The sequence below is a fragment of the Aeromicrobium duanguangcaii genome, from assembly GCF_024508295.1.
Lineage (GTDB): Bacteria > Actinomycetota > Actinomycetes > Propionibacteriales > Nocardioidaceae > Aeromicrobium > Aeromicrobium duanguangcaii.
In genome coordinates this window covers 1,051,910-1,077,929 of sequence record NZ_CP101990.1, presented here as the reverse complement: position 1 = coordinate 1,077,929, position 26,020 = coordinate 1,051,910, and the positions used below count along the sequence as shown (strand labels likewise).

General features: G+C 70.4%; 20 protein-coding genes. 8 read left to right on the top strand and 12 right to left on the bottom strand.

Going from position 1 to position 26,020, the window contains the following annotated elements:
* The first annotated feature begins 58 nt into the window (after positions 1–58).
* Positions 59–664, top strand: coding sequence for a TetR/AcrR family transcriptional regulator (locus NP095_RS05510; RefSeq protein ID WP_232416980.1), 606 nt, complete (start codon positions 59–61; stop codon positions 662–664).
* An 18-nt stretch (positions 665–682) separates the two neighbouring features.
* On the opposite strand, the gene NP095_RS05505 is transcribed toward NP095_RS05510, so the two are convergent.
* The 3 genes from NP095_RS05505 to NP095_RS05495 are packed head-to-tail and all read right to left on the bottom strand — an operon-like array spanning position 683 to position 3,906.
* The gene (locus tag NP095_RS05505) at positions 683–2,479 is read right to left on the bottom strand and encodes an acyl-CoA dehydrogenase (RefSeq protein WP_232416982.1); all 1,797 of its coding nucleotides are present in this window, start codon (positions 2,477–2,479) and stop codon (positions 683–685) included.
* 52 nt (positions 2,480–2,531) lie between these two features.
* A complete protein-coding gene (locus NP095_RS05500; RefSeq protein ID WP_232416984.1) occupies positions 2,532–3,236 on the bottom strand; it encodes a GTP pyrophosphokinase in 705 nt (234 codons plus the stop codon).
* Between the two features lie 43 nt (positions 3,237–3,279).
* A complete protein-coding gene (locus tag NP095_RS05495; RefSeq protein WP_232416986.1) occupies positions 3,280–3,906 on the bottom strand; it encodes a TetR family transcriptional regulator in 627 nt (208 codons plus the stop codon).
* 161 nt (positions 3,907–4,067) lie between these two features.
* On the opposite strand from NP095_RS05495, the gene NP095_RS05490 reads away from it, so the two are divergent.
* The 4 genes from NP095_RS05490 (at position 4,068) to NP095_RS05475 (ending at position 8,872) form a co-directional block, all read left to right on the top strand.
* On the top strand, positions 4,068–5,159 hold the full coding sequence (locus NP095_RS05490; protein WP_232416988.1) for a ferredoxin reductase: 1,092 nt from the start codon (positions 4,068–4,070) through the stop codon (positions 5,157–5,159).
* An 11-nt stretch (positions 5,160–5,170) separates the two neighbouring features.
* Positions 5,171–6,448 (top strand): fatty acid desaturase family protein, encoded by a 1,278-nt coding sequence (locus NP095_RS05485; protein ID WP_232416990.1) that lies wholly within the window; start codon positions 5,171–5,173, stop codon positions 6,446–6,448.
* Between the two features lie 356 nt (positions 6,449–6,804).
* Positions 6,805–8,229 (top strand): DUF6801 domain-containing protein, encoded by a 1,425-nt coding sequence (locus tag NP095_RS05480; protein ID WP_256766121.1) that lies wholly within the window; start codon positions 6,805–6,807, stop codon positions 8,227–8,229.
* A 94-nt stretch (positions 8,230–8,323) separates the two neighbouring features.
* Positions 8,324–8,872: a flagellar protein FlgN gene (locus tag NP095_RS05475; protein WP_232416993.1), complete on the top strand. Its 549-nt coding sequence runs from the start codon at positions 8,324–8,326 to the stop codon at positions 8,870–8,872.
* A gap of 31 nt (positions 8,873–8,903) precedes the next feature.
* Here the strand turns inward: NP095_RS05475 and NP095_RS05470 are convergent, their stop codons facing one another.
* The 3 genes from NP095_RS05470 to NP095_RS05460 are packed head-to-tail and all read right to left on the bottom strand — an operon-like array spanning position 8,904 to position 14,082.
* A complete protein-coding gene (locus NP095_RS05470; protein ID WP_232416995.1) occupies positions 8,904–9,797 on the bottom strand; it encodes a DUF3152 domain-containing protein in 894 nt (297 codons plus the stop codon).
* 47 nt (positions 9,798–9,844) lie between these two features.
* Positions 9,845–12,736, bottom strand: coding sequence for a bifunctional [glutamine synthetase] adenylyltransferase/[glutamine synthetase]-adenylyl-L-tyrosine phosphorylase (locus tag NP095_RS05465; protein WP_232416997.1), 2,892 nt, complete (start codon positions 12,734–12,736; stop codon positions 9,845–9,847).
* 8 nt (positions 12,737–12,744) lie between these two features.
* A complete protein-coding gene (locus NP095_RS05460) occupies positions 12,745–14,082 on the bottom strand; it encodes a glutamine synthetase family protein (RefSeq protein WP_154595345.1) in 1,338 nt (445 codons plus the stop codon).
* A 114-nt stretch (positions 14,083–14,196) separates the two neighbouring features.
* Here NP095_RS05460 and NP095_RS05455 point away from each other — a divergent pair, with 114 nt between their 5' ends.
* Complete coding sequence (locus NP095_RS05455; RefSeq protein WP_232416999.1) at positions 14,197–15,948, top strand: NAD+ synthase; 1,752 nt, start codon at positions 14,197–14,199, stop codon at positions 15,946–15,948.
* 15 nt (positions 15,949–15,963) lie between these two features.
* On the opposite strand, the gene NP095_RS05450 is transcribed toward NP095_RS05455, so the two are convergent.
* The gene (locus tag NP095_RS05450; protein ID WP_232417001.1) at positions 15,964–17,658 is read right to left on the bottom strand and encodes a DUF2339 domain-containing protein; all 1,695 of its coding nucleotides are present in this window, start codon (positions 17,656–17,658) and stop codon (positions 15,964–15,966) included.
* A gap of 81 nt (positions 17,659–17,739) precedes the next feature.
* Here NP095_RS05450 and panB point away from each other — a divergent pair, with 81 nt between their 5' ends.
* Positions 17,740–18,591 (top strand): 3-methyl-2-oxobutanoate hydroxymethyltransferase, encoded by an 852-nt coding sequence (gene panB, locus NP095_RS05445; RefSeq protein WP_232417005.1) that lies wholly within the window; start codon positions 17,740–17,742, stop codon positions 18,589–18,591.
* A gap of 7 nt (positions 18,592–18,598) precedes the next feature.
* On the opposite strand, the gene NP095_RS05440 is transcribed toward panB, so the two are convergent.
* Genes NP095_RS05440 through NP095_RS05430 form a run of 3 tightly spaced genes read right to left on the bottom strand, consistent with a single transcriptional unit; the run spans position 18,599 to position 21,171 of the window.
* Positions 18,599–20,098: a hypothetical protein gene (locus tag NP095_RS05440; protein ID WP_232417006.1), complete on the bottom strand. Its 1,500-nt coding sequence runs from the start codon at positions 20,096–20,098 to the stop codon at positions 18,599–18,601.
* Positions 20,095–20,289: a hypothetical protein gene (locus NP095_RS05435; RefSeq protein ID WP_232417007.1), complete on the bottom strand. Its 195-nt coding sequence runs from the start codon at positions 20,287–20,289 to the stop codon at positions 20,095–20,097. Before NP095_RS05435 ends, NP095_RS05440 begins: the two co-directional genes overlap by 4 nt.
* A 42-nt stretch (positions 20,290–20,331) precedes the next feature.
* Positions 20,332–21,171, bottom strand: coding sequence for an aldo/keto reductase (locus tag NP095_RS05430; protein ID WP_232417008.1), 840 nt, complete (start codon positions 21,169–21,171; stop codon positions 20,332–20,334).
* A gap of 83 nt (positions 21,172–21,254) precedes the next feature.
* On the opposite strand from NP095_RS05430, the gene NP095_RS05425 reads away from it, so the two are divergent.
* A complete protein-coding gene (locus tag NP095_RS05425) occupies positions 21,255–22,910 on the top strand; it encodes a nuclease-related domain-containing DEAD/DEAH box helicase (RefSeq protein ID WP_232417009.1) in 1,656 nt (551 codons plus the stop codon).
* A 269-nt stretch (positions 22,911–23,179) separates the two neighbouring features.
* On the opposite strand, the gene NP095_RS05420 is transcribed toward NP095_RS05425, so the two are convergent.
* Together NP095_RS05420 and NP095_RS05415 are read right to left on the bottom strand one after the other, a co-directional pair.
* Positions 23,180–24,958 (bottom strand): GMC oxidoreductase, encoded by a 1,779-nt coding sequence (locus tag NP095_RS05420; protein ID WP_232417010.1) that lies wholly within the window; start codon positions 24,956–24,958, stop codon positions 23,180–23,182.
* The gene (locus NP095_RS05415) at positions 24,951–25,847 is read right to left on the bottom strand and encodes a hypothetical protein (protein ID WP_232417011.1); all 897 of its coding nucleotides are present in this window, start codon (positions 25,845–25,847) and stop codon (positions 24,951–24,953) included. The genes NP095_RS05420 and NP095_RS05415 overlap by 8 nt, the downstream gene beginning before the upstream one ends.
* Between the last annotated feature and the right edge of the window lie 173 nt (positions 25,848–26,020).

Below are 26,020 nucleotides of genomic sequence, written 5' to 3'. Positions count from 1 at the left end.
CCGGGGACCGGGCGGCCCGCCCCGGCCGGGGCGGAGCACGGAGAAGGGGGGCACGAGCATGGCGCGACTGCACGCTGAAGAGCGTCGCAGGCAGCTCCTCGAAGCAGCACGCGAGGAGTTCCTGCGGGTGGGACCGGGCAGTGCGCGCGTCAGCGACATCGCGGACCGCGCGGGCGTCAACGTCGCCCTGCTCTATCGCTACTTCGACTCCAAGGAGCAGCTGTTCGAGGAGGCGATCGTCGAGCCACTCGCTCAGTTGATGCGCACCCCGTTGCTCACCAGCCCCGTCCCGACCATGCCCGACATGATCGAGGCGTTCTACCGTGCGCTGTTGGGCGTCCTGATCGAGTACCTCGAGGTCTTCCACGTCGTCCTGTTCAGCGACCGTGCCGCCGGCCAGGACTTCTACCAGCGGCGGATCGCGCCCTACATGGACCAGATCGCCGCTCACTCCGCCTCTGCCGACACCGTGTGGTCCCAGGCCCTGGACCCGAAGCTGACCACGCCGATGTGCGTCGGCATGTGCTGGGGCGTCGCGATGGACTCCCACTTCCGCGGCGCCGAGGTCGACATGGACACCACGGTCGCCGCCCTGACGGCGATCACGATCGGCGGGCTCAGCCGAGCCGCGGCGCTCGGCATCGAACCGCCCGCCACCGGCTGACGGACCGGCATCGGTCGGTCAGAGGACCGCGGGATCCAGGTCCAGCACGGTGCGGTCCAGCGAGGCCAGCAGGTCGAACTGGGCGTCGACCCTCGGCAGCTCGAAGGCGAAGAAGTACCGGGCCGCCGCCCGCTTGCCGTCGTAGAATGCGTCCGCGCGGTCACCGACGGCGAGCAGTTGCTCGAGCCAGATCCAGGCCACGACGACGTGCCCGGCGGCCTCCAGGTAGACCGCCGAGTTCGCCAGTGCCACCGCAGGGTCGCCACCGGCCCACAGCGCGCCGGTCACCTCGACCAGCCGGTCCACTCGCGCGTCCAGCTGCGCCGCGTAGGCCGCGACCGTCTCGTCGCCGCCGGCCGCCCGCGCCGTCGTCGCCTTGATCGTGGCGACGAGCGCGCCCAGGGCGGCGCCGCCGCCCGCGACGACCTTGCGTCCGAGCAGGTCGAGGCTCTGGATGCCGTGCGTGCCCTCGTGGATCGGGTTCAGCCGGTTGTCGCGGTAGAACTGCTCGACCGCGTAGTCACGGGTGTAGCCGTAGCCGCCGTGCACCTGGATCGCGAGGTCGTTCGCCGCGAGGCACCACTGCGAGGGCCATGACTTGGCGATCGGCGTGAGCACCTCGAGCAGCTCACGGGCGCGCTCACGTGCCGCGGCGTCCGGGCCGCTGACCTCCTCGTCGATGAGCCGCGCGCAGTACAGGAGCAGGCCGAGCCCGCCCTCGACGTACGACTTCTGGGCCAGCAGCATCCGGCGCACGTCGGCGTGCTCGGTCAGCGGCACCTGCGGCTGGGCGGGGTCCTTGGCGCCGGCCACGCGGCCCTGCGTGCGCTGCTTCGCGTACTCGAGCGAGTGGAGGTAGCCGGTGTAGCCCAGGGCCACCGCGCCCATGCCCACCGAGATCCGCGCCTCGTTCATCATGTGGAACATCTGGGCCAGTCCGTGGCCCTCCTCGCCGACGATGTCGCCGACCGCGCCGGCCACGCCGCCCGGCGTCGCGAGACCCTCGCCGAAGTTGAGCAGCGTGTTGGTCGTCCCGCGCCAGCCCATCTTGTGGTTGAGGCCGACCAGGGCGACGTCGTTGCGCTCACCGAGCGAGCCGTCCGCCTCGACCAGGTACTTGGGCACGATGAACAGCGAGATCCCCTTGACGCCCGGCGGAGCTCCCTCGACCTTCGCCAGGACCAGGTGCACGATGTTCTCGCTCAGCTCGTGGTCGCCGCCGGAGATCCACATCTTGGTGCCGAACAGCCGGTACGTGCCGTCGGGCTGGCGCACCGCCCGGGTCGTGATGTCGCCGAGGGAGGATCCGGCCTGGGGCTCCGAGAGGGCCATCGTGCCGTACCAGCGACCCTCGATCACCGGGAGCGCGTAGCGCTCGACCTGGTCCGTCGAGCCGTGGTGGACGAGCAGGTTGGCGTTGCCCGTCGACAGGAACGGGTACGACGCGGCGGCCGCACTGGCGGCCTGCAGGAACGCGAACGCGCCCTGGCCGACGGTGAACGGCAGCTGCATCCCACCGACCTCGGCGTCGAACGTCGCGGCCGGCAGGCCCGACCGCGCGTAGACGCGCAGCGTCTCGGAGAGCTCGGCCGGCAGGACGACCTTGCCGTCCTCCCCCACGAACGGCTCGTGGGTGTCCAGCAGCCGATTGATGGGCGCGAACCGCTCGGTCGCGATCGTCTCGGCGAGGTCGAGGACCGCGTCGAACGTCTCGCGGGAGTGCTCGGCGTACCGCTCACGCTCGGTCAGACCGGCCGCGTCCAGCCACTCGAACAACAGGAAGTCGACGTCTCGACGGGACAGCACCACGGACATGGAAGTCTCCTGACTAAGCGCTTGCTTAGCCCTGACTGTAACCGATGCCACATCAGGACAGCGAGCGGATCTCCTCGCGCAGGCGGCCCATCTGGGCGTCGAGATCGGCCGCGGTGCTGGCGACCCGGGCCAGCTTCCCGCCCAGGTGCTCGGGCACCTCGTTGCGGTACTTGTAGTAGATCCGGTGCTCGACGCTGGCCCAGAAGTCCATCGCGATCGTGCGGATCTGGACCTCGACCGGCACGTGCACCGTGCGGTCGGACAGGAAGACCGGCAGCGAGACGATCAGGTGCAGGCTCCGGTAGCCGTTCGGCTTCGGGTTGGCGATGTAGTCCTTCGTCTCCAGGACCGTGAGGTCCTGCTGCTGCGAGAGCATCGTGGCGAAGCGGTAGGTGTCCTCGACGAAGGCACAGGAGACCCGGATGCCGGCGATGTCGCGGATCCGCTCGCGGATCGTGGGCAGGTCGCGCGGGCAGTCGATGCGGTCGACCTTGGCGACCAGGCTCTCAACGGTCTTCAGGCGCGACTTCACGTGCTCGATCGGGCTGTACTCGTGGGCGAGCTCGAACTCCTCGCGCAGGATCGAGATCTTGGTCTCGACCTCGTCGAGGGCGAACTTGTACTCCATCAGGAACGCCGACATCTGCCGCTGCGTCTCGCGCATCCGCTGGCGCCACTCGACCGGCCCGTGGGGCGTCCCGGCCAGCTCGCGCAGGATGCCCAGGTCGACCGGGTCGGACGTGTCACTGCTCGTCATGGGTTCCATTCTGTCCAACCCTTGGTGATCCCCCGGCGGGGTCTCAGCTGCGCCAGTCCTTGAAGCCCAGCACGATGAGCCGCATCTGGCGGCGGGCGCCCTCGCGGATGCGCTCCTCGAGGTCAGGCCGACCCTCGGGCATCTCGACGACCTCCTCGGCGTTCGCCACCATGTTGCGCACGAACAGCCGCGACACCATCTGCACGTCGTCGGCGCTCCAGGTCTCGATGTGGGGCAGTCGCGCCAGCACGACGGCCAACTCCGAGACGAACAGGTCCAGCTCGTGGCTGATCGCGCGTCGCACGACCTCGGACCCGCCGACGCGCTCGCGCGCCACGAAGGCGAAGTCGGCCTTGTTCTGCTTGACCGCCTCGACCAGGATCTCGGCGGCCGCGTCGATGATCTGCAGGAACACCTGGGGGTCGCGCGAGGCGTCGCGGATCATGGTGCGCAGCGTGCCGAAGCACCGCTCGACCAGCGCCAGCCCCAGCTCGTCCATCGACGCGAAGTGCCGGTAGAACGCCGCAGGGACGACGCCCGCGCGCTTCGCCACCTGGCGCAGGCTGGTCTGGGCGAATCCCTGCTCACTGCTCAACTCCAGCGCGGCGTTGAGGAGAGCCGCACGGGTGCGCTCCTTCTGCTGCTGACGCGCACTACCGGCTTCTGACACCGCCCCAGCCTAGGCCGTGGCACCGCCGAAGGGTTCAGTGAACACGTGTTCCACGACACGGCATGTCCTGTTGACCGTTGCGGGCCGGACCTGACATCCTTGGGTGAACAGACGTTCACTGATTCCGATCAGTCAACACGGCACCATCCGACAGGAGCTCCATGGGACTGATCCGCAGGGCCCTGGCCTCCCCGGCCGTCGCCAAGGTCACGTCCCCGCACCATCCCGACGAGTACCTGACCCTCGTCCACCCCATGCTCACGGTCCAGGCCGTGCGGGGTCGCGTCGTCGACGTCATCCGTGAGACCGGTTCCGCCAGCACCGTCCTGATGCGGCCCAACGGCGCCTGGTCCGGATTCGTCCCGGGCCAGCACGTCGAGTTCGGCGTCGAGGTCGAGGGCACCCGCCGCGTGCGCGTGTTCAGCGTGTCGAGTTCCGCAGAGCGCAAGGACGGGCTGTTCAGCGTCTCGGTCAAGGCCCACCCCGACGGCTACGTCTCGCAGTTCCTGCACGCCGGCCACCTCAAGCCCGGCACGATCGTCTACCTCTCCCCCGCCTCCGGTGACTTCGTGCTCCCGAAGCAGGTCCCCGAGGACATGCTGCTGATCAGCGGCGGCTCGGGCATCACCCCGGTCATGAGCATGCTGCGCACGCTGGCCGATCGCGGCCACCGCGGCCACGTCACCTTCCTGCACTACGCCCGCTCCCGCGAGGACGAGATGTTCTCCACCGAGCTGGACGCCCTGGGCGAGCTGCCGTTCGTCGACATGGTGCGCGTCTACACCCGCGAGCCCGAGCCGGGCGCCGAGCTGGTCGGACGCATCACCCTCGACCACCTGCGCCGTCTGGACATCGACGCGACGACCACGCCGACGTGGGTCTGCGGACCCGCCGGGCTGATCGCCTCGGTCCACGAGCTCTACGAGGAGCTCGGCGCGAAGGACCAGCTGACGGCCGAGTACTTCAAGGTCCCCTCGGTCGACCTGAACGCCGCGGACGCGACCGGCAGCGTCACGTTCGAGGCCAGCGGCGTCGCCGCCCCCAACTCCGGCACCACGATCCTCGAGCAGGCCGAGGCCGCCGGGCTGTCCCCCGTCTACGGATGCCGCATGGGTGTGTGCAACACCTGCGCGGTCAAGAAGCTCCATGGCGCCGTGCGTCACGTCATCAGCGGTGAGGTCTGTGCCGACACCGACGAAACCATCAAGGTCTGCGTCAACGTCCCCGTGGGCGACGTCGCGGTCGATCTGTGAGGAGAGAACAGATGCCCCTGTTGAAGCGAAGGAAGCACGCCCCCATCGAGCGGTTGAGCGCCTCGGAGCACAACCAGGCACCCGTGCCGCTCGTCGACGCCTACGACCCGAACCGCAAGTCGACCGTCGGCCTGGACTTCATGACGTACGAGCAGCTGGAGGAGTTCGGGCGCGAGCTCGACACCGTCCGCCAGCGCGTGCTCGACGACCTGGGCCAGGAGGACGCCGACTACATCCGCCGCGTCATGCGCCTGCAGAAGTGGCTCGAGGTGTTCGGCCGCATCGGCATCTTCCTGCCGATCTTCCCGCCCGCGTTCATCGCCGGCGTCATCTGCCTCTCCCTCTCGAAGATCATCGAGAACATGGAGATCGGCCACAACGTCATGCACGGTCAGTACGACTGGATGAACGACCCGATGATCAACGGCCTGCGCTACGAGTGGGACAACGTCGCGCCGTCGCAGGACTGGAAGCACGGCCACAACTACATCCACCACACGTACACGAACGTGCACGGCATGGACCGTGACATCGGCTACGGCCTGTTGCGGATCGACAAGGACCAGCCGTGGTACCCCAACCACCGGTTCAACCTGCCCCTGGCGTTCACGCTGATGCTGTTCTTCCAGTGGGGCGTGATGTACCACGGCATCGAGCTCGACGAGTACCTCGGCGGCAAGATGAGCAAGGAGGAGTTCGTCGCCCGCAAGAAGCGCGCCTACGCGAAGGTCCGTCGCCAGGTGTTCAAGGACTACGTCGCCTACCCGCTGATCGCCTGCGCCGCCATCCCCTTCGTCGGCTGGTGGGCACCCGTCGCGGTCATCGGCGCGAACCTCGTCGCGAACCTCGCCCGCAACGTCTGGACCTTCCTGGTCATCTTCTGCGGCCACTTCCCGGCCGGCGCCGAGACCTTCCAGGAGGAGGACGCCCAGAACGAGACCCGCGGCCAGTGGTACCTGCGCCAGCTGCTCGGGTCGGCCAACATCTCCGGCTCGAAGCCGTTCCACGTGCTGACCGGCAACCTCAGCTACCAGATCGAGCACCACCTGTTCCCGGACATCCCCGCTCGCCGGTACGACGAGGTGAGCCACGACGTGCAGCGTCTGGTCGAGAAGTACGGACTGCGCTACAACACCGGCCGCCTCTCCAAGCAGTTGGGCAGTGTCGTCCGCCAGCTGGGCGCGTACTCCAAGAAGCCGTCCGACCCGTACAAGGTCGGCCGCTCGCCGGAGTCGAAGGCCCTGCGCCGGGCCAAGCGTGAGGCGATGAAGGCCCACCAGGCCGCCTGAGTCCCACGATCCGGGCCGCGCGCCCGGTTCCACACAGCACCCGCGAAACGCGTCGAGTCCCCTGCGGACTCGGCGCGTTTCGCCGTGTTCGGGACCGGGTTCGCCGCGGTTTGCGCGGGGTCCGGGGCGGCCGCGTCCGGAGTGAACACTGACTTGTAACAGACGGTTGCACTTTCGTAACCTGCACCCTAAGTTGTGTGGTGTCTGTCACAGCCAACTCTCCCGAGAGCACCTCTCGCGCCCTCAGCGGAGTCGGCCCAACTCCCATAGAAGGACACCCTGTGAAGAAGATGACAACAACCGGAAGGGTCCTGGCGACAGGGGCAGTTGCAGCCCTCAGCGCAGGAACCCTCACAGTGATCGGAGCCGCGGGCGCCAATGCCGCGGACCTCGAGGAGAACTTTGACTACACGTGTGTGGTGCGGGCCGGCGGCCTGGGCCTCGGCACGCACGTCATCAACGTCCTGGCCGAGACGTCCGTTCCCGACGCCGTCTCGCCCGGCGAGGTGATTCCCCCGACTCCGGTGACCATCACCCTGACGCTGCCTGAGTTGCTGCGCAGCTCCACGGCAGGTCTCCTCGGTGGCACGTCGGCCTCGGGTACGTCCACCGACTCCGCGGTCACCATCACCACCGCTGGTGAGACCCAGACCATCGCGATCCCGAACCTCGGCGCGCCCGACACGGCGATCCCGCAGGTCGTGAACGAGCCGTGGATCATCCCGGCGTCCGGCACCGTGCCGGCGATCACGACCCCGGACAACGCGGTCGGAACGGTCGTCGTCGGCATGCCGGCGGCGTTCTCCATCACGGCCACCATCACCACCCCCGATGGCCCGGTCGACTCGACGCTGCGGTGCACCGGTCCTGCCGACCTGACCCTCGGCTCGATCGCCGTCACGCCGACCGAGGAGCCGACCACCGAGCCGACCACGGAGCCGACCACGGAGCCGACCACCGAGCCGACCACCGAGCCGACCACCGAGCCGACCACGGAGCCGACCACGGAGCCGACCACCGAGCCGACCACCGAGCCGACCACCGAGCCGACCACCGAGCCGACCACCGAGCCGACCACCGAGCCGACCACCGAGCCGACCACCGAGCCGACCACCGAGCCGACCACCGAGCCGACCACCGAGCCGACGACGGAGCCGACCACCGAGCCGACCACCGAGCCGACCACCGAGCCGACCACGGAGCCGACCACCGAGCCGACCACCGAGCCGACCACCGAGCCGACCACGCAGCCGACCACGCAGCCGACTGCTGAGCCGGTCAAGGTCACGTTCAACCTGAAGGGCAGCACCACGATCAAGGCCGGCAACGGCACCGCCCCGCTCACGGGCAAGATCGCGGCTGACTTCGATCTGGCCAGCGGCAAGTTCGTCGCCGACCTGACGCTGAACAAGACCACGGCCAAGCTGAAGGCCCTGGGCTTCCTGCCCGTCGACGCGGATCTCACCTTCAAGTCGGTCGGCAAGACCACGGGTGCCATCAACCTGAGCAACGGTCAGCTGACGGCCAACTCGAAGGTCGACATCTTCATCCCGACGGTCAAGTCGTTCGGTCTGAAGATCGGTGGCGGCGCGCAGTGCAAGACGTCGTCGCCGTCCGACATCCCGCTGTCGTCGACCGGCCGCTTCGATCCCCTCAGGGGTGGCTCGGTGACCGGTACGTACTCGATCGCGAAGCTCCAGGGCTGCGGTCTGCTGACGCCGGTCCTGTCGGTCTTCGCGTCGGGCAGCGGCAACAAGATCAGCGCCACGCTCGCTCCTTGAGCAGTCTGATCATCACCAACTGAATACCGGGGAGGGTCCCGCCGCTGTTGCGGCGGGGCCCTTCCTCAGTTCCGAACACACCGAAAGGCACACCATGAACAGGACGACCCGGGCCACCTTGGCCCTGGCGGCACTCGGTCTGGCACTCAGTGGGTGCACGGGCAGCTCCGACGAGGACCCGAAGGCCCAGGCGACGCCCCAGGACAAGTGGGCCCAGTCGTTGTGCGAGGCGTTGGAGCCGACGACCGCCGCCATCTCGCCGCCTGACACCGAAGCGGCCACCACCGCCGCCGAGTCCAAGCAGGAGATCGTCCAATTCCTGCGCACCCTCCGCGACCGCCTTGATGCCCAGGCCAAGGTTCTCGACGAGGCCGGCGCTCCCCCCGAGGTCGACGCCGCCGCCTACGAGAAGGCCAAGAAGTCGGTCTCGGACGGCTCACGGACCCTCCAGGGCGTCATCAAGCGCCTGAAGAAGGCCGATCCGAAGAACTCCGAGCAGATGCAGACCACCCTGACCCAGGTCGGCGCGTCCCTGGCGGAGTCCTCGAGCTACCAGGGCCCGCTGGCCGAGCTCAGCGCGACCAACGCCGAGCTGAAGAAGGCGTTCGAGAGCAACAAGACCTGCGCCTCCATCATGAGCTGATCTCGTCCACGCGCGTGCGTGCCCCGGTGCCCTAGCGGTACCGGGGCACGTTGCGTTCGGAGGGCTTCGGCCATGGGTTGAACGTGCATCCGTTCCGGCCCTTCGACTGCTGCATCATCACGGGCGCCTTCTTGCCCTTGCCACCACACGACGCGTGATTCCAGCCGAGCCAGTGACCGACCTCGTGGTTCACGACCATGTGCCGGTAGCCCAGCAGCGTGGTGCTCTTGGACTTGTTCCAGGCCGGCGAGGCGTGCTTCCAGCGCTCCTGGTTGATGATGACGTGGCGGCCGACCCGGCAGCTCCACGTCGACGAGCATCCGCTGGAGTACGTGGGCACCCGCGAGGCCTGCGAGAGCACGATCGTCATCGAGCCGCCCGACGTGACCCGCTTGAACGCGATGCCGGCCGCTCGCCAGCCCCGGGGGTCGTCCAGGATCTGCTGGACCTGACGCCGGAAGGCCGGGACGCTCGTGGTCATCGTGCCGTTCGTCTTGACCGAGTACTTCACGGTCTTGCGCACGTCGCGCACGTGCTTGACCGTCCTGCGCGGCGACCGCGGCGCGATGGTGGTGTACCCGGGACGGCTCACCGTCACCCGGACCGCGATCGTGTGCCCGACGTCGCGGACGCGGGGCTTGTAGGAGGCGCGGGTGGCGCCCTTGATCGCCTTGCCATCGCGCAGCCACTGGGTGCGGAACCGCAGCCCTCCCACCGAGTAGCGCCCCACCGTCCGCTTCAGCGTGCGGCCGAAGCGGGCCGTGCCCTTCACCTGCGGCCGCTGCGTCATCACGATGCGCTGCGGCGCGGGGGCCGACGTCGGCGCGGCGCTCGGCGCGGCGAGGTTGGCCCCGGCGGACGCCGCCACGGGGACGGCCGAGAGCAGGCCCACGGTCAGGAGCAGGGGAAGCAACCGGAAGTGCATGGATTCAGGCTAGCGCCGCCGCGGCCGCTCCCCCTGGCTCCGGCCCCTCACTCGTAGAAGACCCGCTCGACGACCTGGCGCGCCCGCCGCGTGATGCGCATGTAGTCGTTGACCATCTCCTCGGTGTGGTCCTGACCGATGCCCAGCAGGTGGGCCAGGCCGGCACGGTCCATGGCGGTCTCGACCATCGACTCGGCGGGCTTGGCGCGCCACAGGACCACGCCGTTGCGGATCCGCGCGACGAGGCGCCACGACTCGATGAGCGCCTGCGCGTCCTCGGTGGACAGCAGGCCGGCCTCGGCCGCTGCCTCGAGCGCGGCCAGCGTGCGGGTCGTGCGCAGCTCCGGCACGCGATGGGCGTGCTGCATCTGCAACAGCTGGATCGTCCACTCGACGTCCGCCAGGCCGCCACGGCCCAGCTTCAGGTGGGTGTTCGGGTTGGCGCCGCGCGGCAGTCGCTCGGAGTCGACCCGGGCCTTGATGCGCCGGATCTCACGCTCCTGGGTCGTCGACAGGCCGTCCTCGGGATAGCGCAGCGGATCGATCAGGGCCGTGAACCGCTCGCACAGCTCGGGGTCGCCGATGGCGGCCTCGGCACGCAGCAGGGCCTGGGCCTCCCACGTGTCGGACCACTTCGCGTAGTAGGCCGCGTAGGCGTCGAAGGTCCGCACGAGGGGTCCGTTCTTGCCCTCGGGCCGCAGTCCGGCGTCGATCTCGAGCGCGGGGTCGGCACCGGCCGCGCCGAGCATCTTGCGAATCAGCTGCGCAACCCACAGGGCGCACGCCTTGGCCTCGTCGACATCGGCGCCCGCGATCGGGTCGTGCACGAACATGACGTCCGCGTCGGAGCCGTAGCCCGCCTCGTGGCCGCCGAGCCGCCCCATGAGGATGATCGCGTTGCGCGTCGGCACCGGCCGGTCGTGATCGATGGACCACGCCAGCTCCGCCGTGCGCAGAGTGGCGGCGATCGTGGCGGTGTTGATCGAGGTCAGTGCCTCGCCGACCTCGGTGATGTCCAGCCGGCCCAGCACGTCGGACATCGCCACGCGGCACAGCTCGCGGCGCCGGATGCGCCGGATCGCGCGCACCGCGCCGTCGGGGATCGGGTGTCGCCTGGCCGCCAGCGTCATCTCGGTGTCGAGACGTTCCAGCTCGCGCGGGACCAGTGCCTCGTCGTCACCGAGCAGCGCCACGGCGTCGGGCGCCCGGCGGATGAGGTCGGTGACATAGGTGCTGGAGGACAGCATCTGGGCGAACTGCTGGGCGCCGGTGCCCTCATCGCGCAGCTTGCGCAGGTACCAGGGCGAGTCGCCGAGCTCCTCGGAGATCTGCCGGAACGCCAGCAGCGCCGCGTCGGGCTGCGGCGACTCGGCGAACCAGCTGAGCATCGCCGGGAGCAGCGAGCGCTGGATCACCGCGCGGCGCGTGACCCCCGAGGACAGGGCGCTGATGTGTGCCATGGCGCCGCGGGGATCGCTGAAGCCGAGGGCGGCGAGCCGGTCCTCCGCGGCCTGCGTGCTCAGCCGCAGCCGGTCCTCGGGCAGCGAGGCGACCGCCTCGAGCAGCGGGCGGTAGAAGATCTTCTCGTGCAGACGGCTGACGATCCGCCGGTGCGCCTGCCACTCCTTGACCAGGTTGTCGGCCGGGTTCGTGGCGAAGCCCATGCTGCGGCCGATGCGGCGCAGGTCGTCGGGGTCCTCGGGCACGAGGTGCGTGCGCCGCAGCCGGAAGAGCTGCAACCGGTGCTCGAGCGCACGCAGGAACTCGTACGACTCCTCCAGCGCCGAGCCGTCGCGCCAGCCCACGTACCCGCGCTCGGTCAGCGCGCTGAGCGCCTCCAGCGTGTTGGGGCTGCGGATCTGCTCGTCGACGCGACCGTGGACCAGCTGCAACAGCTGGACCGCGAACTCGACGTCGCGCAGACCGCCGCTGCCGAGCTTGAGCTGACGGTCGCGATGGGCGGCCGGGATGTTCTCGATGACGCGCCGGCGCATCCGACGCACCTCGGGCACGAAGTCCGCCCGCTCGGCGGCCTTCCACACCAAGGGCTGCAGTGCCGCCAGGTACTGGTCGGCCAGCTCGCGGTCGCCCGCGGCGTACCGGGTCTTGAGCAGAGCCTGGAACTCCCAGGTGACCGCCCACCTGTCGTAGTAGGCGATGTGACTGGCCAGGGTGCGCGACAGCGGTCCCTGCTTGCCCTCGGGCCGCAGGTTCGGGTCGACCTCCCAGATGGTGCCCTCGGCCGTGTGCTCGCCGCAGATCCGGATGATCGCCGAGGCCAGGCGTGCGGCCACCGCGGAGGCGCGGTGGTCGTCGGCGCCCTCGGCCGGCTCGTGGACGAAGATGACGTCCACGTCGCTGACGTAGTTCAGCTCGTGACCGCCGGTCTTGCCCAGGGCGATGACCGCGAGCCGCACCAGGTCGGCCTCGGGCTCGTTGGCCACCGCGATCCGCAGGGCCGCCTCGAGCGTCGCGACGGCGAGGTCGGACAGCTCGGCCGACGACTGGGCGAACGTCGTGTGCGCGTTGAGGTCGCGCGCGGCGATGGCCGCGAGCTCGCGGTGGTACCGCACCCGCAGCGCGTCCGGGTCGGTCGCGTCGGTGAGCCAGTCGCGGTACTCCGGCTCGGTGGCCGGACGCTCGAGCAGGTTCTCGCCGACGAGGTCCATCACGTACTGCGGGTGCCGCCGCCAGAAGTCGCCGATGGCGCGACTCGTGCCCAGCACCACCATGGCCCGCTGGCGCAGGACCGGGTCGCCGTCCAGCGCCTCGATCACGCTGCGGCCGTCGTCCGTCTCGGCCAGCGCCACGAGGGACGTCAGCGCGGTGTCGGGGTCGGCGACGGCCGAGATCTGCTCGACGAACTCCGCGGACACCGCCCCCAGTCGGGCGAGGTTGGCGCTGGCGGTCTCGGGGTCGGCGAACCGGGATCGGGACACGGCGGCGCCTAGAGGACCGGCATGAGACGGTCGATCTCGAACTGCGTCACCTGCGAGCGGTAGTCCTGCCACTCGGCTCGCTTGTTGCGCAGGAAGAAGTCGAACACGTGCTCACCGAGCGTCTCGGCGACCAGCTCGCTGGTCTCCATCGTGCGGATCGCCTCGTCGAGGTTGCGCGGCAACGGCGAGATGCCCATCGCGCGGCGCTCGTTCTCGCTCAGCGACCACACGTCGTCCTCGGCCTCGGGCGGCAGCGGGTAGTCGTTCTCGATGCCCTTGAGGCCCGCGGCCAGGATCAGCGCGTAGGCCAGGTAGGGGTTGCAGGCCGAGTCGGGCGCGCGCAGCTCCACGCGGGCCGAGCCGGACTTGTGCGGCTTGTACATCGGCACCCGCACGAGCGCGGAGCGGTTGTTGTGGCCCCAGCACACGTAGTTCGGCGCCTCGCCGCCCCACGCCAGACGCTTGTAGGAGTTGACCCACTGGTTCGTCACGGCGGTGATCTCGGGCGTGTGGTGCAGGATGCCCGCGATGAACGCACGGCCGGTCTTGCTGAGCTGGTACTTGGCGCCGGCCTCGTAGAAGACGTTCTCGTCGCCCTCGAACAGCGAGACATGCGTGTGCATGCCCGATCCGGGGTGGTCGGTGAACGGCTTGGGCATGAACGACGCCCACTTGCCCTGGCTCAGCGCAACCTCACGCACGATCGTGCGGAACGTCATGATGTTGTCGGCCATCGACAGCGCGTCGGCGTACCGCAGGTCGATCTCCTGCTGGCCGGGGCCGCCCTCGTGGTGGCTGAACTCGACCGAGATCCCCATCGCCTCGAGCATCGAGATGACCTCGCGGCGGAAGTCCTGGCTCGCGCCCTGCGCCGTGTGGTCGAAGTAGCCGCTGTCGTCGACCGCGACCGGCCGCGTGCCGGGATCGGGCTTGTTCTTGAAGACGAAGAACTCGATCTCGGGGTGCGTGTAGAAGGTGAAGCCCGCGTCCGACGCCTTGGCCAGCGCGCGCTTGAGCACGTAGCGGGGATCGGCGTACGAGGGGCTGCCGTCGGGCATCGCGATGTCGCAGAACATCCGCGCGGTCGCCGGGGTCTCGCCGCGCCACGGCAGGATCTGGAACGACGTCGGGTCGGGCTTGGCCAGCATGTCGGCCTCGTGCACCCGGGCGAAGCCCTCGATGGCCGAGCCGTCGAAGCCGATGCCCTCCTCGAACGCGCCCTCGAGCTCGGTCGGGGCGATGGCCACCGACTTCAACGAGCCGAGCACGTCGGTGAACCACAGCCGGACGAAGCGGACGTCCCGCTCCTCGATCGCGCGTAGGACGAAGTCCTCCTGCTTACTCATGCGGTCAGTGTAGGGCCGCGCCCGGTCCGACCGACCGCAGGTTTGGCGTCCGCCCCACCATCGACTCCGTCACCCGCGCGGCGAACCGGTGCGGAAGTTCCTACGCTGGGTCCCGTGCCTCAACTTCGTCTCGCTCTCGCCCAGGTCAACCCCGTCGTCGGAGACGTCGACGGCAACCTCGAGCTCGTCCTGCAGCAGGCGCGTGAAGCGCATGCCGCCGGGGCGCACGTGCTCGTCACGCCGGAGATGGCGCTGACCGGCTATCCGATCGAGGACCTCGCCTACCGCCGGTCCTTCATCGACCGCTCGCAGGGCGCCGTCGCCTCCCTGAGCGAGCAGCTGGCCCAGGAGGGTCTGCAGGACCTCGTCGTGATCGTCGGGCACCTCGACCGCGCCCGCGACATCCCCGACCGCCTCGGCGTCCCGAAGAACGCGCCGGTCAACGCGGCCTCGATCATCCACGACGGCGCGGTCGTCGCGCGCTACGACAAGCACCACCTGCCCAACTACGGCGTGTTCGACGAGTTCCGCCACTTCGTGCCCGGCGAGCGACTGCAGATCGTGCAGGTGCACGGCGTCGACGTCGCGGTCGCGATCTGCGAGGACATCTGGCAGGAGGGCCCCTCCAAGGCAGCGAAGGCCGCCGAGGCCGGCCTGCTGGTCGTGCTGAACGGCTCGCCGTACGAGGCCGCCAAGGACGACGAGCGCCTCGAGCTGTGCGCCCGGCGTGCCATCGAGGGCGAGTGCGCCCTGGCCTACGCCAACCTGGTCGGAGGACAGGACGAGCTGGTCTTCGACGGCGACTCCCTGGTGGTCGACCCGCAGGGACAGCTGGTCGCGCGTGCCGCGCAGTTCCAGACCGAGCTGCTGGTCGTCGACCTCGACCTGCCCGGGGCCACCGCCCCCATGCCCGCGCCGGGCACCCGCTTCGAAGGGCTGCTGGTCGAGCGCACGATCATCAGCAGCGAGCCGCTGCCGGCGTACGAGCCGGTCGAGCCCTCGGTGGCCGAGCGGTGGGACGACCTCGGCGAGCGCTGGCAGGCGATCGTCCTGGGCCTGCGGGACTACGTCGAGAAGAACGGCTTCCGCTCGGTCCTGTTCGGCATGTCCGGCGGCATCGACTCCACGCTCGTCGCGGCCATCGCCTGCGACGCCCTCGGACCGGACCGTGTCTTCGGCGTCTCCAACCCGAGCAAGTGGTCCACCGATCACTCGCGCTCCGACGCCGCGGACCAGGCCGAGCGCACGGGCCTGGACCTGCGCACGATCCCGATCGCGCCGATCTTCGACGCCTACCAGGAGGCGTTGCACCTCGAGGGCATCGCCGAGGAGAACCTGCAGGCCCGCATCCGCGCCGTGATCTGGATGGGGCTGTCGAACGCCGAGAACCACCTGGTGCTGGCGTGCGGCAACAAGTCCGAGCTGGCCACCGGCTACTCGACGATCTACGGCGACGCGGTCGGCGGGTACGCGCCGATCAAGGACGTGCCCAAGACGATCGTGTGGGAGCTGGCGAAGTGGCGCAACGCGTGGGCCGAGTCCCAGGGCCAGACGCCCCCGATCCCGCCGAACACGATCTCGAAGGAGCCCTCGGCCGAGCTGCGTCCCGGCCAGCGCGACTCCGACAGCCTGCCGCCCTACCCCGTGCTGGACGGCATCCTCGACGCCTACGTCGAGCGTGATCTCAGCTCGGCCGAGGTCGTCGCCGAGGGCTTCGACGCCGAGATCGTCGAGAAGGTCGTCACCCTGGTCGACCGGGCCGAGTACAAGCGTCGTCAGTACCCGCCGGGCCCGAAGATCAGCAAGCGCAACTTCGGCCGTGACCGGCGCGTGCCGATCACGAGCCGCTGGCGCGAGCAGCTCTGAGCCGACCGGCCGGGCTCACTCGTCGCGGATGGACACCAGGACGCGGATCTCGCCGTCGCCCTCGTCCGTCAGCAGCGGGTAGGTGAACGTCTCGTCGGCCGGCTCCTGCGGATCGGCCCAGCCGGTGTCGCCCGCGCGCTCCTCGAGTCGCACCACGACCCGCCGGCCGTCGATGTCGCGCGGCCGGCGGTGGTCGTCGTCGGCGGACTTGGGCCACCAGGACTCGTAGTAGACCGAGCGTCCCTCGACGATCAGCTGGTGCGAGACCGCCGGTCCGACACTGCCCCAGGCGGTGAACCCGACACCCTCGACCTCGACGGGCAGATCGGCGTACGGCCACTTCTGCAGGATGGGCACGAGGTCGTCGAGCACGAGCCGCGCCTGCTTCGTGTTGACCTCGTTGCCCGACTCGACGAACGTGCGCACCGACGCCCAGCCCGCGGTCGCCCCCACGACCGGCAGGAGCAGCGCCGCCACCGTGGCGTAGCGGCCCAGGCTGCGCAGCCGCTCGGGGGTCTCGCCGCGCTGCTCCAGCGTCAGCCGGGCCCGGTGGAAGGCCCACAGGGCGACCGCGGCGGTGAAGAAGACCGGCCCGGCCATCGTGAAGTCGAGGTAGCCGATGCGCAGGTCGCCGCCGGTGCGCGTCCCGGCCCAGAAGCACGCGGCGAGGGCGAAGAGTCCCACGACGACCGCGCTGGTCGCGGCGTCGATGTTCGGGTCGATCCGGCGCCGGTGGCGGCGGTCGCGGGCCCGCCACGCGACGGCGAGGACGCCGAGCGCCAGCAGCACGACGGCGGGCCAGGTGACCTCGCCCACGTCACGCCACTGGCGCGTCCACGGGAACATCATCTGGGTGAGGTGGACCCAGGCCTCGCCCCTCGGGGTGTCCTCGGTCTTCTCGGCCGTGGTCAGCGCCAGGATCTCGCCGACGTTGTTGGGCGAGTAGGTGACCACCTCGATCAGCGGCCCCAGCCAGCACACCAGCGTGACGATCAAGGTCTTGCCGACCGCGCCGGGCGCGCTGCGGTAGCCGCGCCACCAGCGCCGGATGGTCAGCGCGAGCATCCAGACGCCCAGCAGCCCCACGACCGGGGTGACGCCCAGGTGCGCCTGACCGGTCCAGCTGACGCACACCATGAACAGCGGCCACAGCCCGCGGTGACCCAGCAGCATCCGCCAGGCGACCGCCAGACTCGCCAGCAGCCCGAAGACGGTCGGCCACGGGTTCCACGGCAGCACCAGCACCGAGCCGAACAGCCCGTAGAGCGTGACCGTCGCGGCGGCCATGACGAGGAGTCCGGGGCGGCCGGCGGCCCGGTACCCGGACCACAGCGAGACGCCGACGAACGCCGCCAGCACCAGCGCGCAGCCGAGCAGCAGGCCCCACACCTGCCATCCGGACAGCAGGTACGGCAGGCCGATCACGTAGAACTCGAGCGGCCCGGGGTGATAGGCGAACACCCCGTCGACCGTCTGGTCGCTGGTCGAGCGCATGCCGACCAGGGGCCAGTGACCCGTCCACGCGTCATGGGCGCGGGTGGCGATCATCGCGTCGTCGCCCTGGGGCAGCCAGCCCTCACCCAGGCGCGAGAAGAACCAGAAGACGATCGGCACCAGCAGCACGGCGAAGACCGCCCAGAACCAGGGGTGTTCGCGTACGGCGAGGCGGCGGCCGATCCGGTCGCGGATCGAGGCGGTCGAAGTCGGCACGGGTTCCTTGCGGGACGGGGTCGAGGACTTCGGCAGTCTACGGGCCGATCGCGCTACTCGCCGGGGACTACTGTGATCGCCATGACTGAAGAGCCCGCACCCTACGGTTCCCGTCCCACGACCTCGCCCGACGTGCGCAAGGTCCGCACCCACCACCTCGCGAAGTGGAAGGCCGAGGGGCACAAGTGGGTCATGCTCACCAGCTACGACCAGTACACGGCGCAGATCTTCGACGAGGCCGGCGTCCCGGTCGTGTTCATCGGTGACTCCGCCGCCAACAACGTCTACGGCTACGAGTCGTCCCTGCCGATCACGGTGGACGAGATGCTCGCCCTGACGAAGGGCGTCACGCGCTCGGTCCGGCGCGCCCTGGTCGTCGCCGACCTGCCGTTCGGCTCCTACCAGCGCTCGCCCGAGCAGGCCTACGACACCGGTGTCCGGTTCATGAAGGAGGGCCTCGCACACGCGGTCAAGCTCGAGGGCGGCGCCGAGATGGCTCCCCAGATCCGCAAGCTCACCGAGGGCGGCATCCCCGTGATGGCGCACATCGGCTTCACGCCCCAGTCCGAGCACAACCTGGGCGGCTACCGCGTCCAGGGCCGTGGCGACGCCCGGCAGAAGCTCATCGACGACGCCCTGGCCGTGCAGGATGCCGGCGCCTTCAGCGTCGTGATGGAGATGGTCCCGGCGCCCGTCGCGGCCGAGATCACCGCCACGCTGCACATCCCGACGATCGGCATCGGGGCCGGCGCGGACTGCGACGCCCAGGTGCTGGTGTGGCAGGACATGCTGGGGCTGCGGTCGGGCAAGGCGCCGCGCTTCGTCAAGCAGTACGCCGACCTGCGCGGCATCATCGCCGGTGCGGTCGACCAGTTCCAGAGCGAGGTCGCCGACGGCACCTTCCCCGGCCCGGAGCACGCCTTCGAGAGCTGAGTCGCCCTCACCTCACGGGGGTCAGCACCAGGTCGACGTACCGGTCACCGCCGAGGGCGGGCGTGTCCGGCCGCTCCGGCAGCACGACCCGCTCGACCACGGCTCCCTCCGCTGCCGGCTGGGGCCGGTCCGCGTGGCTGTCGACGATCAGCTCGCGGTGCGGCGCGTCCAGGTGACGCGGGTGGCGGAAGTCGTCCTCGCGTCGCCCGTCGACCCGGGGCTCGAAGTACACCTGGCGCCCGTCGGCCACGAGGGCCGCGTACACCGCAGGAGCGATGTCGACCCAGGCGGAGACTCCGGTCGAGCGGACCACGACCGGCCCGTCGATCCCCTGCGCCACCTCGCGGGCGCGCTCGACGACGGGCGCCGCACGGTCGGCGGCCGCGCCGAGGAACCGGTCGAAGGGCCGAGGGACCAGCAGCAGGCTGAGGGCCACGGCGGCGGCGAAGCCGTAGGCGGCGGTCCGGGCGTGGCGCGACCGGCTCCACCACCCCACCAGGGGCCACGTCAGCAGGACCAGCATGGCCGGCAGGGCGAAGGCGATGTAGGCGGCCCGTCCGCCGCCGGCGCGGCTCGCCGACAGCAGCAGCACGGCCGTGGCGATCACGAGCCAGGGGACGACGGCTGACGGCCTCCCGGACGCCACTCCCCCACCCCGCCGGTGGAGCCACCACAGCACCGCGCCGGCCGCCGCGAGCACCATGAGCGAGAGGACGGGCGCGCCATCCCCGGCGCCGGCGACCTCCAGCAGCAGCTCCAGGTTGTGCGGACTCCGCGTCGCGACGTCCGCCAGCGGCGCAGCCCAGCAGGCGACGCCCAGCAGCGCGGTCAGGACGACCGTGCCCCGGGTCATCCGCAGGCGTCCGGCGCGCCAGAGCACGATCGAGACGCCGAGCGCGACCACACCCAGCACGACCGACGCCGGCGCGACGGCCAGATGGGACTGCGCCGCCAGCGACAGTGTCACGATGAAGGCCGGCCACCACCCGCCACGGCCGACCAGGACGGCCCAGCCGCACGTGACGGCGGCCGTGAAGGCGACCATGGCGACCCACGGGTTCCACGGCGTGACGAGCTGCGAGCCCGCCACCGGGAGCACGACCGCCTGCGCGACGGCGACCGCGATCACGCCGCGCTGCCCGCCGGCAACGTCCGCGGCGGCCAGCGCCAGCGCCAGCAACCCCGCGATCAGGACGAACGACCCCACGACCAGGGCCCACGGGGCGTAGCCGGTCACGGCGTACAGCGGCGCCAGCAGCTGGAAGTGCAGCGGGCCGGGGTGGTGGGCGTGGACGCCCGCCACGGTCTGCCCACTCGTCGACGGCATGCCCAGGAGCGGGGTGTGCGATCCGAAGACGTCGTGGACCCGCACGGCGGCCACCGCGGTGTCACCGTGCGGGACCCACCCGCCCGCGACGAGCTCCACGGTCCACCACGCCAGCGGCAGCACCAGGAGGAGCCAGGCGATCAGCCAGGGCCGGGACCGAAGGTCGTCGCGCAGCGTCACTCAGGCGAGCCCGACTCGGGCACGTCGTCGTTCCACTTCGGGTCCTCGTCCCACGCCTTCGTCTTCTCGCGGGCGATCTCCAGCGCGCGCGACGCCTCGTCCTCGGTCGCGTACGGCCCCATGCGGTCGGCGGCCTTGCAACCGTGATCGCCTTCGACGGCATGGTGCTTCAAGCAGTAGTAGTAGGCCATGGGCACATCGTGCCCGATCGAGACGCGGCGCGCGCTGGTACCTCAGCCTTCGGGGACCCAGCTCATCTCGTCGGGGTCGGCGCCGATCCGGCGGCCGGCGTCCAACGCCGAGATGGCGCCCATGTCGGCGTCGGAGAGCTCGAAGTCGAACAGGTCGAAGTTCTGCTTCAGCCGCTCGACCGACGAGGCCTTCGGGAACACGATGTCGCCGCGCTGCAGGTGCCAGCGCAGGACGACCTGCGAGACGCTGCGGCCGGTGCTGCGTGCGATGGCCTCCAGCGCCGGGTCGTCGAACACCTGGCCCTGGGCCAGCGGCGACCACGCCTCGGTGGCGATGCCGAGCTCGGTGTTCACCGCGCGCAGCTCGTCCTGGGTGAAGTACGGGTGGATCTCGATCTGGTTGACCGCGGGAACGACCGTGGCCTCCTGGACGACGCGACGCAGGTGCGACGGCTGGAAGTTCGAGACGCCGATCGCCCGGGCCTTGCCGGCCGCGTAGGCCTCCTCCATGGCGCGCCACGTGTCGACGAAGTCGATGTCGAGCATGGGCAGCGGCCAGTGGATGAGGAAGAGGTCGACGCGCTCGAGGCCGAGCTTCTCGAGCGACTCGTCCAGCGCCGGGCCGACGCGCTCGGGATCGTGCCGGTTGTTGTTCAGCTTGGTCGTGACGAAGACCTCGTCACGGCCCAGCCCGGAGGCCGCGATCGCCGCGCCGACGCCTTCCTCGTTGCCGTACATCTGGGCGGTGTCGATGTGCCGGTAGCCGATGTCCAACGCCTCGGCCACGCGGTCCTGCGCCGTCTCCGGCGGCACCTGCCAGGTGCCGTAGCCGAACTGGGGGATCTGGACGCCGTTGTTCAGGGTGAGAGTGGGAACCGTCATGTGCCCCACGCTAACGGGGGGTCGCCGGGCTCGCGTCCCGGGAACTTCCGGACAGCGACGCGGCGCCATGACATGGTGCCGTCATGCCTCGCTTGATCCCGTCCGCACCACAGTTCACGACCGCCTCCGAGCAGGAGGTCTGGACGCGGCTGCGGGACGGACTCGGCCCCGATGACGTCCTGATCGCCAACCTGCGGCTCACGGACGAGACGAAGGACCACGAGGCCGACCTGGTCGTGCTGATGCCCGACGTCGGGATCGTGGTCGTCGAGGTCAAGGGCGGGAGCGTGTGGCACGACGGGGACCGCTGGCTCATCAGCCGCAACGGACGTCCCACGGTCATCCACCCCGTCGACCAGGTGCGCGGCACCAAGTACGCCATCCGGAACTACGTGGGCCACGACGAGCGGTGGAGCCGGCGCAACCACGTCGCCTGGGGCCACGCGGTCGTCACCCCGTACTCCGCCTTCGATGACGAGTTCGACCTGCCCGAGTGTCCCCGCTGGATGCTGCACGACCGGGACGACCAGCACGACCTCGTGGCGCGGCTGCGCGACAACGCGGCCCGGCAGCAGCACGGCAAGCTCCCGCCGACGGCGGACGAGGTGGACCTGATCGTCGAGATCCTGACCGGGCGCCTCACCACGAGGTACGACATCAACGCCGACTCCGACGAGCGCGCCGCCGCCGCGGACCGCCTCACGCAGGAGCAGTCCGCGATCCTCGGGGTCACCCGACTGCTGCACCGGGTCGAGGTGCGCGGCGGGGCCGGCAGCGGCAAGACGGTCCTGGCGCTGCAGCAGGCCAAGCAGCTGACCAAGGGCCGCAGCGGTCAGCGGCCCCAGCGCGTGGCGATGCTCTGCTACTCCCTGGGCCTGGCCGAGTACCTCAAGCGCGAGGTCCAGTCGTGGAACCGCAAGGAGCGGCCGGCGTTTGTCGGCACCTTCCACGAGTTCGGCAGGCAGTGGGGCGCCCCGGACGGCGACCGGACGGACAGCGACTTCTGGGAGCGCCGGCTGCCCGCGCTCATGTCGGAGCTGGCCGACGGTCTGCCCCAGAGCAAGAAGTACGACGCCGTCATCGTGGACGAGGCCCAGGACTTCGCCGACGACTGGTGGCAGCCCGTCCTGAAGTCCCTGCGCGACGAGCACGAGAGCGGCCTCTTCGTGTACTCCGACGAGAACCAGCGGATCTTCGCCCGCTTCGGCCGCCCGCCGGTGCACCTGGTCCCCCTCGTGCTGGATCACAACCTGCGCAACACGCGCCAGATCCACGAGACCTTCGGTCCCCTGGCCCCCTCGCGCATGTACGCCCGCGGTGGCGAGGGTCCGGGCGTGCGCTTCCTGCCCGCCGAGGCGGGCGACGCGCTGGCGGTCGCCGACGACGCGATCGACGCGCTCCTCGACGAGGGGTGGAAGGCGGGCAACGTCTGCCTGCTGACCACCGGAAGGCGGCACCCCATCCAGGTGGAGCGCACCGATTTCCACGACCAGAGCGGCTACTGGGAGACGTTCTTCGACGACGACGACGTCTTCTACGGGCACGTGCTGGGGTGCAAGGGCCTCGAGCGGCGTGCCGTCGTGCTGTGCGTCAACGAGTCGAGCGTCCAGGAGCGCTCCCGGGAGCGGCTGTACGTGGGGATGTCGCGCGCCACGGACGAGCTGATCGTGGTCGGCGATCCTGAGGTGATCCGCGACATGGGCGGCCCCGAGGTGGCCAGGCGCCTGGGCATCGAGTGAGGCGCGCCCGCGGCGCTGGGCCGGGGGGTGCGAATGAGTCGGCCTGTACGCCGGATTCTGTCCTTCCGGAGCAGGGGCGGCCATCCATCTGGGATGCCCATTGCTGGACACCTCGGTGCGACCCACCTGCCGCGTCGGACGAGCAGCCCTGTGGCACGGCCCCGCGAGGGGCCTACTTGGTCTTGCTCCCGGTGGGGTTTACCTAGCCACGGCGTTCGCCTGCCGCCAGCCGGTCACCGAGCCGGCGGCGCTGGCGGCCCAGCTCGAAATCAGGTGATCCCGGCGGCGACCACCGCTTGCGTGACCCGGTCGTCGGCCGAGCTCAGCGGGGCCTCCACGTTGACCCACGGGTCGCCCCCGAAGTGACGGGTGAAGATCTTCTCCGCCGTGCGGGTGGCGAGAGCCTGGGTGGTCAGCGTCGGGTTCACGCCGCCGGCGCTGTTGGGGAGCGCCGAGTTGTCGGCGACGAACAGGTTCCGCACCGCCCGGGCCTCGCCGTCGGCGTTCAGCACGGAGTCGGAGGCGCGGTGGCCCATCCGCATCGACGACTGCGTGTGCAGCATCAGCGGCGCCATGTCGATGCGGATGACCTTGCGGGCGCCGGCGGCCCGCATGAGCTCCACCGCCTTGGCCGCCAGCCACTCGCGGTTGCGCAGCGTCCGGGCCGAGCGGACCCGCTTGTACATGCGGACCTTGGGCAACGAACCGTTGCGGTCGGGCGGCAGCGGCGAGCGGAGCACCCGGTTCTTCGCCTCGACGTCGTCGTCGGTGAGGATGAGCATGTTCAACAACTTGTTGTTGTCGCGCATGGTGTCCTTCAGCTCGAGCCCGAGGGGACGGCCGGTCTTCCCGTCCCACGGCCCCGTGAGCCCACGGCCGTTGCCGTAGGCGCCGCGGACGCCGCTGTCGCTCAGCAGCATGCTGAGCACCTGGGCCGCCGGACCGAGGCCGACGTTCTCGATGGCCCCGCGGCCGGGGAAGTCGGCCCGGCACGCCGAGTCCGGGCCCTTGTCCTGGTCGGTGTCCTCGTCGAAGATCCCGGTCACCCAGTCGAGGGCGTGGTCGGTGAGGCCCCGGCCCACCCAGCCGTTCGGGTTCGGCAGGCCGCTGTTCAGCCACAGCCGGGGGTTCTCCACGACGCTGCCGGCCATGACCACGACTTTGGAGTCGGCCCGGGTGACCGCACCGGTCCTGGTGTCGCGCCAGGTGACGCCGACGGCCTGCGGGCCGCCGAGCAACGTCGTGCGCGTGTGGATCTTCGTCACGAACGCGTCGCTCACCAGCGTCACGGCGCGTCCGCCCGGCGCCCACCGGTCGGCGGTCAGGGCCATGGGCACGTAGCTGTTGTCGGTCGAGCGCTTGGCTTTGAGGTTTCGCGGTGCCTGCCTCGGCAGGTTGCAGCCCTGCAGGCAGCCCCCGCACATGGTGCAGCCCTGGGCCAAGGGGTACGTGAGCAGCGCCGGGTCGGTGGTGCGGCCGGCGGTGCCCTCGGGCTGCAGGATGGCGTTCTCCTGGGGGCGGTAGGAGTCGTGGGTGGTGTCGCGCTGACGGAGCACCGGTAGGCCGATCCGCTCGCACCCCCGGAAGAAGATCTCCTCCTTCGTACCCATCGGCGCCGTCAGGATCGGGAGGGTGTCCTCGACCCACTCCAGGTACGGCCGGAACTCCTCGTAGGTGAAGGGGAAGCGGTGCTCCGTGTCGTAGGCGCCGGCGTCGGGGCCGGCGTACCCGGCGAAGACGCCCGGTGGCGTCCGCGGGCTGTTGCCGAAGTAGTGCGCGGTCGTGCCGCCGACGCCGGCGACGTGGAAGACCTGGGAGTTCTGCGGGTGGTCACGCTGCCACCACGGCATCTCCCGGTCGTCAGCGCCGAAGCGGAGGTAGCCCCAGAGCGGGTTGTTGGCGTCGTCCTCGAGGCGTGTCCACTTGGCGTCGATGTTCTCGTTGCGGCTCCCCCCTTCGAGCAGCAGGACGTCGAGCCCGCGCTGGGCGAGCTCCTTGGCGACGACGGGCCCGCCACCGCCCGCTCCGATCACGATGACGTCAGGCATCGACGCTCGACCTCCCCTGGTAGTAGCCCCGGAACTCGTCCCATCCGTCGACCGGCCACAGACGGCCGGGCAGGTGGTTCGACAGGTCCCAGCCGATCGGCCGATCCACCAGCCGCCGGGCGGCACGGTCGTACACGAGCGTCTCGCTGTAACTGAAGAACCCGGCGAGCACCGGCGCCACGCCGGACGCGTACTCGATGATCCCGCCGAGCGTCTCGTTCAGCTCGAGGAGCCGACCCACGACCGGCGCCTCCATGGCGGGGTACCGCGGCTTGAGCAGCCGGGGGACGTCCTGCTCGAGTCGGCGCCACGTCTCGGCCTTCTCGGCCCAGCTGAGGCGGGCGAACGGCGCCGCGTGCGGGCCCGCTGCGCTCGACGGGCGGACCGAGACGGCCACGGCGTTGACCAGCGCCACGATGACCGGCGCCAGCGGGACGCCGCCCTCCTGCTCGATCGCCGAGCCGATCCGCTCGCAGGCGGCGACGTCGTCGGGCAGCTCGACCAGCTGGAAGAGGTCGGCGAGCCGGTCGAGCAGCAGCGTGATCGCCGTGGGGTCGAGCAGCACCTGGTTGAAGGCCATGGTGAGGAACTGCGGTGCGCCGGCGGCCACGGCTCCCGGGCGGGGATCGGTGACGCCCTGGGTCGCGGAGTAGGCGTCGTCACCCGGCAGCACCCAGGCGGCGAGCCCGGCCATCGTGTCGTAGGTCGGCCGGCTCATGCAGTACGTCGGCCCCGTCCCTCCCGGGGCGACGTGGTCGGCGAGCAGCGCGGCGTCGGCGGGCGCCACCCGCCAGAGCGACGACGGCGCCAGGCCCGCCACCACGGCGGCGCCGAGGCCGAGCAGCAGGCGCCTTCGTTCGAGCCCGTGCGACGAGAGCGGTTCTTCCACGGCGGTCCCCCCACTCGGATCGACGGCTCATTCCTGGTGACGCTACCGAGTGCGGGCCAACGAAATCAACGGTTTTTTCGGGAAATCAACGGTTTCGTCGGGTTCGTCGTCACCGTGCTGGTCCCGGGCGTAACAGCGTTCACTCGGCCTCCAGGTTGGCCCGCGCTCCCAGC

What these genes read in the sequence shown, in the direction of transcription:
- NP095_RS05510 (WP_232416980.1), top strand. Translation starts at nt 59, where the DNA reads ATGGCGCGACTGCACGCTGAAGAGCGTCGCAGGCAGCTCCTCGAAGCA.
- NP095_RS05505 (WP_232416982.1), bottom strand. Translation starts at nt 2,479, where the DNA reads ATGTCCGTGGTGCTGTCCCGTCGAGACGTCGACTTCCTGTTGTTCGAG.
- NP095_RS05500 (WP_232416984.1), bottom strand. Translation starts at nt 3,236, where the DNA reads ATGACGAGCAGTGACACGTCCGACCCGGTCGACCTGGGCATCCTGCGC.
- NP095_RS05490 (WP_232416988.1), top strand. Translation starts at nt 4,068, where the DNA reads ATGGGACTGATCCGCAGGGCCCTGGCCTCCCCGGCCGTCGCCAAGGTC.
- NP095_RS05485 (WP_232416990.1), top strand. Translation starts at nt 5,171, where the DNA reads ATGCCCCTGTTGAAGCGAAGGAAGCACGCCCCCATCGAGCGGTTGAGC.
- NP095_RS05475 (WP_232416993.1), top strand. Translation starts at nt 8,324, where the DNA reads ATGAACAGGACGACCCGGGCCACCTTGGCCCTGGCGGCACTCGGTCTG.
- NP095_RS05470 (WP_232416995.1), bottom strand. Translation starts at nt 9,797, where the DNA reads ATGCACTTCCGGTTGCTTCCCCTGCTCCTGACCGTGGGCCTGCTCTCG.
- NP095_RS05460 (WP_154595345.1), bottom strand. Translation starts at nt 14,082, where the DNA reads ATGAGTAAGCAGGAGGACTTCGTCCTACGCGCGATCGAGGAGCGGGAC.
- panB (WP_232417005.1), top strand. Translation starts at nt 17,740, where the DNA reads ATGACTGAAGAGCCCGCACCCTACGGTTCCCGTCCCACGACCTCGCCC.
- NP095_RS05435 (WP_232417007.1), bottom strand. Translation starts at nt 20,289, where the DNA reads ATGGCCTACTACTACTGCTTGAAGCACCATGCCGTCGAAGGCGATCAC.
- NP095_RS05430 (WP_232417008.1), bottom strand. Translation starts at nt 21,171, where the DNA reads ATGACGGTTCCCACTCTCACCCTGAACAACGGCGTCCAGATCCCCCAG.
- NP095_RS05425 (WP_232417009.1), top strand. Translation starts at nt 21,255, where the DNA reads ATGCCTCGCTTGATCCCGTCCGCACCACAGTTCACGACCGCCTCCGAG.
- NP095_RS05420 (WP_232417010.1), bottom strand. Translation starts at nt 24,958, where the DNA reads ATGCCTGACGTCATCGTGATCGGAGCGGGCGGTGGCGGGCCCGTCGTC.